Annotated in this window: 9 protein-coding genes; 7 read left to right on the forward strand and 2 right to left on the reverse strand. The window is 58.5% G+C overall.

Features of this window, described 5'->3' with window-relative positions; genetic code table 11:
• The 6 genes from recD to B880_RS0109885 all read left to right on the forward strand — a co-directional run bounded on the left by recD (position 1) and on the right by B880_RS0109885 (position 9,469).
• A complete protein-coding gene (recD, locus tag B880_RS0109860) occupies positions 1–2,034 on the forward strand; it encodes an exodeoxyribonuclease V subunit alpha (protein ID WP_017347238.1) in 2,034 nt (677 codons plus the stop codon).
• A 942-nt stretch (positions 2,035–2,976) separates the two neighbouring features.
• Positions 2,977–4,641 (forward strand): ABC transporter substrate-binding protein, encoded by a 1,665-nt coding sequence (locus B880_RS0109865; RefSeq protein WP_017347239.1) that lies wholly within the window; start codon positions 2,977–2,979, stop codon positions 4,639–4,641.
• On the forward strand, positions 4,638–5,618 hold the full coding sequence (locus B880_RS0109870; protein WP_026042540.1) for an ABC transporter permease: 981 nt from the start codon (positions 4,638–4,640) through the stop codon (positions 5,616–5,618). The genes B880_RS0109865 and B880_RS0109870 overlap by 4 nt, the downstream gene beginning before the upstream one ends.
• Complete coding sequence (locus tag B880_RS0109875) at positions 5,615–6,475, forward strand: ABC transporter permease (protein WP_017347241.1); 861 nt, start codon at positions 5,615–5,617, stop codon at positions 6,473–6,475. The genes B880_RS0109870 and B880_RS0109875 overlap by 4 nt, the downstream gene beginning before the upstream one ends.
• Positions 6,472–8,115: a dipeptide ABC transporter ATP-binding protein gene (locus B880_RS0109880; RefSeq protein WP_017347242.1), complete on the forward strand. Its 1,644-nt coding sequence runs from the start codon at positions 6,472–6,474 to the stop codon at positions 8,113–8,115. The genes B880_RS0109875 and B880_RS0109880 overlap by 4 nt, the downstream gene beginning before the upstream one ends.
• Positions 8,093–9,469, forward strand: coding sequence for an LLM class flavin-dependent oxidoreductase (locus B880_RS0109885; protein ID WP_017347243.1), 1,377 nt, complete (start codon positions 8,093–8,095; stop codon positions 9,467–9,469). Before B880_RS0109880 ends, B880_RS0109885 begins: the two co-directional genes overlap by 23 nt.
• A gap of 34 nt (positions 9,470–9,503) precedes the next feature.
• On the opposite strand, the gene B880_RS0109890 is transcribed toward B880_RS0109885, so the two are convergent.
• Positions 9,504–10,745 (reverse strand): acyl-CoA dehydrogenase family protein, encoded by a 1,242-nt coding sequence (locus B880_RS0109890; RefSeq protein ID WP_017347244.1) that lies wholly within the window; start codon positions 10,743–10,745, stop codon positions 9,504–9,506.
• A gap of 262 nt (positions 10,746–11,007) precedes the next feature.
• Between B880_RS0109890 and B880_RS0109895 the strand changes: the two genes are divergently transcribed.
• Positions 11,008–11,847 carry a DUF817 domain-containing protein gene (locus tag B880_RS0109895; protein WP_017347245.1) on the forward strand — a complete coding sequence of 280 codons (840 nt, stop codon included), beginning with the start codon at positions 11,008–11,010 and terminating at the stop codon, positions 11,845–11,847.
• Positions 11,848–11,877: 30 nt separating this feature from the next.
• Here the strand turns inward: B880_RS0109895 and B880_RS0109900 are convergent, their stop codons facing one another.
• On the reverse strand, positions 11,878–12,657 hold the full coding sequence (locus B880_RS0109900; protein WP_036645704.1) for a transporter substrate-binding domain-containing protein: 780 nt from the start codon (positions 12,655–12,657) through the stop codon (positions 11,878–11,880).
• Positions 12,658–13,018: the final 361 nt, after the last annotated feature.

Below are 13,018 nucleotides of genomic sequence, written 5' to 3' on the forward strand. Positions count from 1 at the left end.
ATGGCGTTAAACCATGATCGGCTGACGCAACTGCTGGATAGTTGGGTGGAAAGTGGCTGGCTGCGTGAGCTGGATCGGGCACTGGTGCGTTTCTTACATCAGACGTGCCCGGACGCGTCACCCCTGTTATTGCTGGCTGCGGCGTTAGCCAGCCACCAGTTAGGGCGCGGCCATGTGTGCCTGAATCTGTCTGCGGTACTGGCGGACAGCACCTTTGCGCTGGCGCTACCGCCGGAAGGTTCTCGTCAGCCCGAAATCGAAACACCGGCTCAGGTACTGCAAGACGTTACGCTACCCCAGTGGCTGGCGGCATTGGATTTTCCTGCCCTGGTGGATACCGGGGTGGCGGATTCCCCACTGGTTTGTCAGGGCGATCGTCTCTATTTACGTCGTTACTGGCAGTATGAGCGCCAGGTTGAGGCGGGCATTCAGCAGCGTCTGGCGCAGAGTGCCCACTGGCGAGGCGCATTGACGCCGGAACTGATGCAACCCTTACTGAATATCTTGTTCAGTGAACCCACGGCTGAGACTGCAAACTGGCAAAAACTGGCCTGCGCCCTGGCGGCTGCCAGTGCATTTAGCGTGATTACCGGCGGCCCCGGCACCGGTAAGACCACCACCGTGGTGCGTTTACTGGCGCTGTTGCAGGCGCTGGAGCAGCAACAGCGTGGGACCACACTGCGTATTCGCCTTGCGGCCCCCACCGGCAAAGCGGCCGCGCGTTTAAGCGAATCTATCGCTGGCGCATTAAGCCGGTTACCGTTGGCGCAATTAGGCATTGCCGCAGAGGCGATTAACAGCGATGTGGTTACGCTGCATCGCCTGCTGGGCAGTCGTCCGGATACCCGCCATTTCCGCCATCATCCCGGCAACCCGCTGTTGCTGGATGTGCTGGTGGTGGATGAAGCCTCAATGGTCGATCTGGAGATGATGGCCGCGTTGTTATCCGCATTGCCCCCTCACGCACGCCTGATTTTACTGGGGGATAAAGATCAGCTGGCGTCGGTTGAAGCTGGAGCACTGTTGGGCGAACTGTGCCAACGCGCAGCCGCCGGGCATTACTTGCCTGAGACAGCGACCTGGCTGGCTGCGGTAGCAGGAGAGGCTCCTCCCGAAGCGATGCAGGATGCGCAGGGCGTGGCACTCGATCAGTCCATCGCCATGTTGCGGTTTAGCCACCGCTTTGGCGCCGAGAGTGGTATCGGGCAACTGGCGCAGGCGGTCAATGCCGGAGATGTGCGCGCGTTGCGGCATGTCTGGCAACAGGACTACGCCGATCTGGCCCGTTTGCGTATTACGTCGACCGGGGCCAAAGCGCCGAATCCCGGCACCGTTTTCCGTGACTGGATCATTGAGGGGGCCGTCAGCCAGTTTGGCGCTCGCCCCGGTATCCCTGCGCCGGTGGGTTACGGGCACTATTTACGTGTGATGCGCACCACGCGACCAGAGGCTGGGGCACCGCAATCCGCCTTTGACCGCTGGGCTGCCGATGTGCTGGAAGCCTTTGGTCAGTTCCAGCTGCTATGTGCCGTGCGCCAGGGCGAATGGGGCGTGAATCATCTTAATCAGCAGGTCGCCGCATTATTAGGCAGTGCGGGTCTACTGGTGCAGGAAGGATTGTGGTACGCCGGTCGCCCGGTGCTGGTCACGCGCAATGATTACAGCCTGGGGTTAATGAACGGGGATATCGGCATCGCCCTGTTGTTGCCGCAACCGGAAGGCGAAGTATTACGTGTTGCGTTCCCCGCCGGGGATGGCTCTGGCGGCGTCCGTTGGGTGCTTCCAGGACGTTTACCCGGTGCTGAGACGGTGTTCGCCATGACGGTGCATAAATCACAGGGTTCAGAGTTCAGCCATACGGCGTTGTTACTGCCGGAGTCATTAAGCCCGATTTTGACCCGTGAGCTGATTTATACCGGCATCACTCGCGCCCGCCACTGGTTTAGCCTCGGTGCCAGTGAGAAGGGGGAACAGCTGCTGGCTCAGGCCATTGAGCGCCAGGTACTGCGCTCAGGTGGGTTGACGATCGGCTAGTTTCATTGGCTTTGTTAATCTAACGTCAGGGTGAGGGTAGAGAACGCAGCAGACTTTCCCTAACCCCAGCCCTCTCCCGCCAGCGGGAGAGGGAGCCAGATTGGTGATACATGTAATAGCGATGCCGTACATTCCCTCTCCCTTTTAGGGAGAGGGTCAGGGTGAGGGTAGGTCTGTGAGCTGTGCAGCCACAAATCGCAGGACGATGTCCCTCACATCACTGACATAAAGGCATGTACGATGTACCGCGCATCACTAACATGAAGGCACAGGCAAGGACAATAGCACGCACCTCACTAACATGAAGGCGGGGATGGTGGGGAGTAGAGTAAAGCTTCCGCCGCATGGATGCGGCGGCAGAGCCTCCAGGGAGGATTCACGGCGTCTTTACGGCACTCCCCAACATCTGCGACTGGAACGCACGAACCCAGCCCACACCATCTGCGACTGGAACGCACGAACCCAGCCCACACCATCTGCGACTGGAACACACGAACACCGTCCGCACCATCTAAAGCGGAACGCCCGAAGACTACTCGCATCATGCCACTGGAACACACGAATCCAGCCACCACCATCTGCGACTGAAACGCACGAACCCAGCCCGCACCGCCCCAACTGAAACACACGACACCACCTAAAGACCTCTACCCGTAAATAAACCCCATCGACAGCCACTATTCCAGCCCATTAATGATTACCTCGCCAAAACCTATTTACCTCTGGGGAATAATAATTGATAGAAGCGTAAATAATTACGTCAACGCGCTCTCTGGCAAAAAACAAATACGCCATCATCTGCTGATAAATACTCGCTAAATAAACAGAGAAACCACTCACTACATAAGCTTACACAGAATTGTTGTTAGACAACCAAATAGCGGATTGCTATCTCTACGGCGACGAAAAACGGACTGCCTGGCGGGAATTCAGAGATAAACCATGACCTCAATAAATAACATGCATCACGACTCGCGGAGTAAAAAAAACCTGACGCGCTGGCGCATCTCGCCGCTGGTCATCCTCTGCGCATTAGCGACACTCCCGGCTGCCCATGCGGCAGAAACCCCGGTAACAGGCGGAACGCTGATCTACGCAACAGACCGGGAACCCACCTGCCTCGACCCGCATGTGGATGGCGACATGCCGCAGGTCTTTGTGGCACAACAGTTCCTCGACTCACTGGTCTCGATGGATGACCAGGGCAACATTCATCCCTGGCTGGCGAAAAGCTGGGAAGTCTCGCCCGATGGCAAAACCTACACCTTCCACCTGCGGGACGACGTCAAATTTACCGACGGGGAAAAATTCACCTCGCAGGCGGTCAAAGCCAACCTCGACCACATGGCTAACCCGGCCACCCAATCCTCTACGGCGGGTGGCTACATTCGCCAGTATGTCTCAACCGACACCCCGGACCCCTACACGGCGGTTGTCCACCTCTCTACCCCGTACGCGGCATTCCTCGAAGTCCTGGCACAGGGCTTCCTCGGCATAGAAGCGCCAAATGCGCTGGCTCGATCAAGGGATGCAAACTGCCAGGCTCCGGTGGGCAGCGGCCCGTTCAAAGTGGTCAAATGGGAACACCAAAACCAGGTGGTGCTCGAACGTAATCCAGACTACAACTGGGCACCGCCTTATGCACACCATCAGGGACCGGCCTACCTCGACCGCATCATCTGGCGCTTTATCCCTGAACCTTCAGTGCGCTTTGCCGCACTGCGCAGTGGCCAGGTGGATGTGATCGAAGCACTCCCGCCAGAATCTGAAACCGCGGCCACGCGTAACCGCAACCTCTCAGTGCTGATCAAAGATCGCCCTGGCAACCCTACCTATGGCGCACTCAACACCCGCCGGGCACCGTTTAACGACCTGCGCGTGCGTGAAGCCTTTATTCGTTCGGCGGACATTGATGGCGCACTGGCCAGCATCTTCTTCAACCACTTCCACCGTGCCAGTGGGCCTCTCAGCCCGGTCACGCCGTTCTACAGCCCGGATTTCGCCCACACGGACGACTACGACCCTGCGCGTGCGGCTGCATTACTGGATGCGGCAGGCTGGAAACAGGCCAGTGCTGGCGCGATCCGCACCAAAGAGGGCAAACCACTCACGGTCTACATCCCCATTCCAGCCTCTACCAGTGCACCAGAACGCACGCTGTGGGAACAGGTACAAGCCACTGCGCGCCAGGTGGGCTTTGATGTTCAGTTGCAACAGGTCAGCGATGCCGCAGCCACCGACCTGCAAGGCAAATGGAACTATGACGTCAGCCTCGGCTACTGGAACACCAACACACCGGATGTACTACGCATCCTGTTTGGATCGGAATTCCTCGGAGCAGCCGGATCGGGGGGATACCACCAAAACGACACCGGCTTCAACAACCCAGACTTTGACAAACTGATGCAACAGGCACTGGCAACGCAAGATCCGGATACCCGTCGCAAGCTCTACTACCAGGCGCAAAAACTCATTGCGGACAACTACCTGCAACTGCGCACCTATCCGCAAAGCACCCGCCTCGGGATCTACAAAACGGCACATGATGTCCGGCTGGAACCCTCGTTAACCGTCAGCTGGCTCTATGATGCATGGGTGCAAAAATGAGCGTCATTCTCAATGAGGATTACGTCAGCACGCGACGAAAACAGCTGACCCAGCGCGTGATACAGCGCCTGCTGGGCGGCATCGCGGTACTGTGGGCCTCTGCCACCATCACCTTCTTTGCACTGCACCTCACGCCCGGCGACCCGGTGCGTGTGCTGCTAGGAGGGCCTTCCGCCAACCCAACACCCGAAACCATTGCGGCCACCATCCGTGAATTTGGTCTCGACAAACCCCTGGGAATGCAATACCTCATCTGGCTCAAGCGCCTGCTGAGCGGCGATTTCGGCCTCTCGTTTGCACAGCATCAGCCGGTGATCCAGGTGATCCAACAACAGATCGGCCCCACGCTACAACTCACCGTGGCGGCGCTGCTCTTTGCCTGGCTGCTGGCCTCTCTCTCGGTCTTACTCACCGCCCAGCGCCATCCGATGATCTCCAGACTGGGATCGGCGATAGAAACCTTCAGTGCAGCACTGCCGCAGTTCTGGCTCGGCCTGGTCCTGCTGACGGTCTTCGCATTTGGCCTTGGCTGGTTTCCACCGGATGGTGATGACTCCCTGATGGGGCTGGTGCTGCCGGGCCTGGCGCTGGCAATCCCGCTGGGTGGCTTTATGTCACAGGTGATGCGCGAGGCGTTTGAACTGGCGCTGGAACAACCGTTTGTACTCAGTGCGCGGGCGCGTGGCATCACCGACTTAGCACTGCGCCTACGCCACGTACTGCGTCATGCACTGCTGCCCGCCATAAGCCTCTCCGCCTGGGCGTTAGGGGCACTGATGGGCAACGCCGTACTGATTGAACTCATCTTCTCGCGTCAGGGCATTGGCCGCCAGCTCTATCAGGCCGTGATGAAACAGGACATGCCGCTCACCGTGGGCATCACCCTGGTGATCACTCTCGCTTACATCATCACCAGCTGGCTGGTGGATATCCTCTATGTACTGGTGGACCCACGTATTAAGGAGGGCAACTCATGAGCAGTTCACCCCTTGCGGTGGCGGATGCCCCCACCACGGCTCGCCGCCGCATCAATCTGCCGGTTGGCGCACTCCTCGCGGCACTGTTTCTTTTGCTACTGCTGGCGGCGGCAATCTTTCCCGGCCTGTTCTCACACTTCGATCCGCTCAACATCGCGCCGCGCGAAGCTTTCCAGCCACCGGGCGCGCAGCACTGGTTTGGTACCGATCAGTCGGGACGTGACCTGTTCAGCCGCGTCATTTACGGTGCCCGCTTATCTCTGCTGCTCGGGGTAGGATCGGTGGCGATCTCCTCTGGCCTTGCCATTCTGCTCGGACTGGCTGGCGGCCTGAGTGGCCCCACGGGCCAGCGGATCACCGGCTGGCTGCTGGATATCCTGTTCTCATTCCCTACGCTGATCCTCGCACTGCTGTTCAGCGCACACCTCGGCAGCGGCATCGGCCCACTGATTATTGCCACCGGCATCAGTAACGCGCCGGGCTACGCCAAAATGGTCTATGGCCAGGTGCTGACGGTACGCCATGCCAGCTACATCGATGCGGCACGTGCGTTGGGCCATTCTCCTGCCCGCATCATCTGGCGACAGCTCCTGCCAAATACGCTGCGCCCGCTGGTGGTCACACTGACCATGGGGGTGGGGCAGGCGATTGTCTGGTCTTCCGCACTGTCGTTTCTCGGCCTGGGTGCCCCACCGCCAGCGGCTGAATGGGGAACGTTACTCTCCATGGGGCGCGACTATGTCGACCAGGCCTGGTGGCTCACGCTGTTCCCGGGTCTGTTTATTGTCCTCACCACGCTATCGACCTCGGTGTTTGGGCGCTATCTACAACGTCGACGTGAGGGGCGACTGGCATGAGTGAACTGCATGTTGAAGGGCTGAGTATTGCGGTACAGCTTCCAGATGAACGCAAACAGCTGGTACACAGCGTCTCGTTCCGGCTCTCTCCCGGCAAGGTGATTGCGCTGGTGGGAGAGTCTGGATCGGGAAAAAGCGTAACGGCACGGTCATTAGTGGGGCTTTCCGCCCGTGGCTGTGACGTCAGCGCACGACAGCTGACGTTTGCCGGAGAGCCATTAACCAGCTATAGCGAAAAGCAGTGGCGCGCGCTGCGTGGCAAACAGATTGGTTTTGTCTTGCAGGATGCGCTGGTCTCGCTCGATCCACTGCGCACCATTGGTGATGAAATTAGCGAAGCGCTGCAAGCCCACGGTTGGGGCAATCGCCAACAGCGACAGCAGCGCGTGCTGGAACTGCTGGAGAAAGTGGGCATCCCACACCCGGAACTGCGCGCACGTCAGCGTGCGGGAGAGCTATCCGGCGGGTTGCGACAAAGGGCGCTGATTGCCAGCGCACTGGCGCTCGATCCCCCGATCCTGATCGCCGATGAACCCACCACCGCACTCGATACCACCGTTCAGGCGCAAATCATCGCGCTGCTCCAGACGATCCGCCAGCAGGGGCGCGGTTTATTGATCATCAGCCACGACCTCAACCTGGTGTCACAGTTGGCCGATGAGGTGATTGTGCTGCATCACGGGGTGGTGGTGGAGCAGGGTGCCGTTAACCAGGTGCTGCGTCACCCACAACATGAATACACGCGGCAGTTGCTGGCCGCTGCACCAGGTGCGCGTCAGCTGCAACATCAGCGTGACTTCCCGCCCGATCAGCTACCGGTCATGGTGGCGCGCCATCTGCATAAAAGCTACACCCGCGCCCGGCACCGCATCATTGCGGTGGATGATGTCAACTTTGTGCTGCATCGCGGGGAAACGCTGGGCATCATTGGCGAGTCTGGCTCTGGCAAAACCACCACGGCGCGTATTGTCATGGGGTTGGTTGAGCCAGACAGCGGTGAAATCGACTTCGCCGGATTGCCCTGGGTCAATCCACAGGCGACCAAACCGGTGCGGGAATCACAGCGGCGCGCGCGGCGGCGCGCCCTTAGCATCATCTATCAGGACCCGCTCGGATCGTTCGATCCGCGCTGGACGGTCGCGCAGGTGCTCAGTGATGCCCTGGACGCGATCGATCTCCCTCGCGCTCAGCACCCGGAACGTATTGCGGCGCTGCTGGAGCAGGTACGGCTGCCCGTTAGCCTGGCGCAGCGCCGTCCACAACAGCTCTCTGGCGGCCAGCGTCAGCGCATCGCCATTGCGCGTGCGCTGGCAACAGAACCGGAAGTGATCCTGTGCGATGAACCGGTCTCCGCGCTGGATGCCTCGGTGCAGGCGCAGATCCTTGACCTGCTCAGCAGCCTGCAACAGACGCTGGGCGTCGCTTATCTGTTCATCTCCCACGATCTGGCGGTGATCCGCCACCTGTGCGATCGCGTGCTGGTGATGCAGGCCGGGAAAGTGGTGGAACAGGGCAGCGTCACCGCACTCTTCAACCAACCCGCACACCCCTTTACCCGCCAGCTCCTGGCAGCGGCAGCACTCCATCACGTCACACATCAACCCTCAGGAAGCGAGTATGAGCAAGCAGATACGTTTTAATGCCTTTGAGATGAACTGCGTCGGGCATCAGTCTTCCGGGCTGTGGCGCTACCCAGGCGATCGCTCATGGCAGTATAAAGATCTCAGCTACTGGACCGATCTGGCCCAGCTGCTGGAAAAAGGGTTGTTTGATGCGCTGTTTATTGCGGATGTGATCGGATATTACGATGTCTACGGCGGCAATATAGACACCGCACTGCGCGAAGCCTCGCAGGTGCCGGTTAACGATCCGCTGCAACTGGCGGCCCCGATTGCCATGGTGACCGAGCATCTGGGGATTGGCATCACCTTGTCCACCACCTACGATCATCCCTATACGTTTGCCCGTCGCCTCTCCACCGCCGACCATTTGACCGGCGGACGGATTGGCTGGAACATCGTCACCTCTTATCTCGACAGCGGTGCACGGAATGTCGGTAATGCGGTGCTGCTGGAGCATGATGCACGCTACCAACGTGCGGAAGAGTACATGGAGGTGATCTACAAACTGCTGGAAGGCAGTTGGGAGCAGGATGCGGTGGTGCGCGACAGGGAGCGCGGCGTGTTTACTGACCCGCGTAAAGTCCACGCGATTGGTCACCAGGGCACGTTTTACCAGGTTCCGGGGGTGCACATGAGCGAACCCTCGCCCCAGCGTACGCCGCTGCTGTTCCAGGCGGGATCTTCCACCGCAGGCGTCAGTTTCGCCGCACGCAACGCGGAGTGCGTGTTTGTGAACTCACACACCCTGAGCGGGCTGAAAACCTATGTCAGCACATTGCGCCAGCAGGTGGCGGAGCAGGGGCGCGATCCCCAGAGCGTGCTGGCCTATGCGTTGATCACGGTGATCGTAGATGAGACCGACGAGAAAGCGCAGGCCAAATGGCGTGGCTATCAGGAGTATATTTCGCGCGAGGGGGCGTTGGCACTGATCTCCGGCTGGAGCGGACAGGACTTTGCCCAGCCGCAGCCTGACCAGCCGGTCGCGAAAGATCAGCCGGGTAAACTGGCGGCGCTGGTGAATACCTTTGCGGGCGCAGATCAGACCTGGTCGGTCAATCAGTTGGCGGAGTATGGCAGCATTGGCGGGTTAGGGCAGGTGTTTGTCGGTTCAGCGGCAACGGTGGCCGATCAGCTCCAGCATTGGGTGGAGGAAACCGATGTGGATGGATTCAATCTCGCGTATGTCGTGGCCCATGAGACCTTTGCGGATATCGTACGCTGGCTGGTGCCAGAGTTGCAGCGGCGCGGTGTCTATCAAACGGCGTATGCGCCGGGCAGCACCCTGCGGGAAAAGCTGTTCCAGCGCGGACCGCATCTGCCAGAAACGCATCCGGCGCATCAGTACCGCGATCCGGCACAGTATCAGCGTTAACTGTCAGGCGCTCATGGATTGAGCGCCTGCTTTCTTAAGCATCTTCGCCGGTGGGGGCAGCTTCACCAATGCGCCACTGCGGCGGCGGCAGCGTGCCGTTAACGGCAAAATCGCCCACAATGCGGTCTTTATAAATGCGCGGGTTGTGCGAGGAGAGGGTGCGTGCGTTACGCCAGAAACGGTCGAGGCCCAGAGGTTTCAGCGTGGCCGAGGCACCCAGCGCGTCAAACAGCGTCGTCGAGGCATTAAGAATCAGGTCTGTAACCACGTTTAACGACTGCGACACTTCCAACTCTGCAATGGCGATGGCTTGTTCTTCCACTTTTTCATCGGGCTGAAAGCGGGCCAGATAAGCACGCTGCACCGCTTCCGCATTACGCAATACAATCGCACCGCTGCTGTAGGCTGCACCGCGCAGGCTCCCCACCACCTGAAGCACCTGAGCGTCCTGGGCGGCGCGCGGCGCGTTACCATTGCTGTAGGTTCGGGTGCGCGCGGCAACGTGCCTGGCCACTTCGTCACTTTGCGCGCGTCCGATACCGGCCAGGGTTGCCAGATGAACCAGCTGGAAGAACGCGGGCGCGTAGCGGAATTTGTTCTCATCGTAGAGCTGATGGTCTTCGATACGCACCTGATCAAACTGAGCGGTGCCGCTGGCGGTTAAGGTCTGACCGAAGCCATTCCAGTCATCCAATACGCTGACGCCAGGGGCGTGACGTGAAACGGTGACGGCAACGCCTTTGCCCTGGTCGTCAGTCAAACCGATGTCGATCCAGTCGGCGTAGAGCGATCCGGTGGTGTAGAACTTTCTGCCGTCCAGCCGCCAGTGGTCGCCAACCCGCTGTACACGGGTACTGAAGACGGACTGCCTTGCATCACCCACTTCACTCCACGCCGGGCCAACCAGGTCACCTTGCGCGAGGCGAGGGAGCCACACCTCGCGGCGTGCTTTGTCGTCACTGGTGAGGATATTTTCGACAAAGCCGAAATGCCCGCGCAGCGCCTGCACCAGATTGGAATCGGCCTCCGCGAGTTCAATCAGCAGGTTGAACAGTTCGGGCAGCGTTGCGCCGCTGCCGCCCTCGGCTTTCGGCACGCGCAGCGCGGTAAAACCGCTGCTTTTGAGCCACTCTAGCTGTTCAAGGGGGAGTTCACGTTTTAGATCGCGCTCTATCGCACCCGCGCGGATCCTGGCAAACAGAGGGCGGAAACGGGCGGCCAGTAGCGGATAATTTTCAGAGGGGTCTGCGCCCCATGCGGACTCAATTTGCGACATTACCAATCCTCATCATTAACGAAAGTTGCTGGAGAGACCTCCAGCATGCCACTCATTAGCCCTTTGACAGATATAAGAAAATCAGTGATGGATATACGTCAACCAGCACTGCGATGTGCCATGGCGCATTACTGTGTAAAGTTTTCTCTGGCGTTATACTTATCCAGCAGATACTGGCAAGCTGTGCGCCGTATGGTTTCACTGCGGTATTATGTGTTTTCGGTGAAACAGGGAAATGACGGCTTGCTGAGAGGGAGTACACTTGTCTAATCGTATCGATGATTTCTTGATTCACCCGCCTGTGGTGAATTGCACTGGCGTTAAGCGTGCGAGTCTTGAGTTTCTGTGGTTTGGCATTAAAGAGCTGCGTGCTTGTCTGTTTGCCGGTTTATTTTTCCTCGCGATGTTTTGTGTCCCGCGCACTGGGCTGATGGGCATCGCACGCTATGACCTGCTGTTGCTGATCGCGGTGACTATTCAGGTCATTATGCTGAAGACCGGATTAGAGAGCCGGGATGAGCTGAAAGCGATTACGCTGTTTCACCTGTTGGGATTTGGGCTGGAGTTATTTAAAACCTCTGCTGCCATTGGTTCCTGGCACTATCCCGAAGCCGGCTGGAGTAAAATAGGCGGCGTGCCGTTGTTCAGCGGTTTTATGTATGCCGCGGTGGGGAGTTATATTATTCAGTGCTGGCGACTGATGGACCTGAAAATACGCCATCATCCGCCTCTGTTTTTTGCCGTGCTGTTGTCTCTGGCGCTCTACGCCAACTTTTTTACCCATCACTTTATCGGCGATTATCGCTGGTATATTGCCAGCGTTGCGCTGGGCTTATATGCGCGTAGCGAAGTGGTTTTCACCGCCTATCAGCGGCGGCTACGGATGCCGCTGTTAGTGGCATTTCTGTTGATCGGTTTCTTTATTTGGCTGGCGGAGAATCTCGGTACGCTGTTTGGCGTTTGGCAGTATCCCAATCAGATCGGTGCCTGGGCCACGGTTCATGTGGGGAAGTGGGGGGCATGGTCGCTGCTGGTGATGATGACCTTTACCATCACGCTGTTTCTGAAAGACATTAAGCAGCGGGTGCATATAGCGCAGTAATTTTCCATACGCACCCATGAACCGTCGATTTTACGGTTGTGACAGGTGCCATTTTTCGCCCAGTTGCTGGCGCGTTTTTCCGGTCAGCAGCTGATTAATACCGGGTATTAGCGCGCTGTCCTCCTGTTTCACCATGTAGACTTTATAGCTTTCGCTGCCTGCAATTGGCGTTGGGGTGGCGAGGCATAATACGCCGGGCTCGCTGCTCTGATAGTATTCCCCTTCAATTAAGTCGGTGAACATAATATCTGCACGTTTATCCCGCAGCGCTTGCAGGTTTTGCACGTTGTCAGGTACGCGAATAATCTGCGCCTGTTTTATATGGCTGTTCACGAAGCTTTCGTTGGTGCCGCCGGGATTGACCACCACTTTGACCTCAGGCCGGTCGATTTTTTCCAGGCTGGAGAGGGTGGCGCTGTTGACGCAGTTTGCCAGGGCGATTTTCCCGTTCGGCACCACGGGGGCAGTCAAGGCAAACTGTTGTGCGCGCTGCGGGGTGGCAGTGACGCCGCCCATCGCAATATCAAACTTATCTGCTGCCAGGTCGCGGGATAAATCCGGCCAGCTGGAGATCACATATTCCACTTTGAGATGCAGGGCGGTGGCGATTTTCTCTGCCATGTCGATGTCATAGCCCTGCAGTTTACCCTGTGGGTTGTGCCATGCCAGCGGGGCATAGTCACCGGGTACGCCCACTTTCAGGACCCCAGAAGCGTGGATTTGCTCGGGCGTACGGGCCTGAGCGGGGTGGATCATGATGAGCGCCAGTAAAGAGAGGCAACTTAACAGAGGTTTTTTCACCGTTAACATCCTGTCATGTAAAGGAAAGGCGATGATAATAGCCGTGCGGTGTCGGCCAGACAATGTAAGTGGTGCATCCGCTGCCGGAAATCACGCAGGGATCACTGAATGGTGGGTTTAATGGAGGAGAGGGCTGAGAGTTGAGAGCTTAGTACGGTCTGTATCCGTGCGTTTCAGTCGCGGATGGTGCGGGCTGGGTTCGTGTGTTTCAGTCGCGGATGGTGCGGGCTGGGTTCGTGTGTTTCAGTCGCGAATGGTGCGGATAGTGTTCGTGCGTTTCAGTCGCAGATGGCGGGGAGTGCCGTAAAGACGCCGTGAATCCTTCCCTGGAGGCTCTGCCGCCGCATCCATGCGGCGGAAGCTTTACTCT

Origin of the sequence: Pantoea sp. A4, assembly GCF_000295955.2 — a bacterium.
GTDB lineage: Bacteria > Pseudomonadota > Gammaproteobacteria > Enterobacterales > Enterobacteriaceae > Pantoea > Pantoea multigeneris.

What these genes read in the sequence shown, in the direction of transcription:
- B880_RS0109885 (WP_017347243.1), top strand. Translation starts at nt 8,093, where the DNA reads ATGAGCAAGCAGATACGTTTTAATGCCTTTGAGATGAACTGCGTCGGG.
- B880_RS0109900 (WP_036645704.1), bottom strand. Translation starts at nt 12,657, where the DNA reads ATGTTAACGGTGAAAAAACCTCTGTTAAGTTGCCTCTCTTTACTGGCG.
- recD (WP_017347238.1), top strand. Translation starts at nt 1, where the DNA reads ATGGCGTTAAACCATGATCGGCTGACGCAACTGCTGGATAGTTGGGTG.
- B880_RS0109890 (WP_017347244.1), bottom strand. Translation starts at nt 10,745, where the DNA reads ATGTCGCAAATTGAGTCCGCATGGGGCGCAGACCCCTCTGAAAATTAT.
- B880_RS0109880 (WP_017347242.1), top strand. Translation starts at nt 6,472, where the DNA reads ATGAGTGAACTGCATGTTGAAGGGCTGAGTATTGCGGTACAGCTTCCA.
- B880_RS0109865 (WP_017347239.1), top strand. Translation starts at nt 2,977, where the DNA reads ATGACCTCAATAAATAACATGCATCACGACTCGCGGAGTAAAAAAAAC.
- B880_RS0109870 (WP_026042540.1), top strand. Translation starts at nt 4,638, where the DNA reads ATGAGCGTCATTCTCAATGAGGATTACGTCAGCACGCGACGAAAACAG.
- B880_RS0109875 (WP_017347241.1), top strand. Translation starts at nt 5,615, where the DNA reads ATGAGCAGTTCACCCCTTGCGGTGGCGGATGCCCCCACCACGGCTCGC.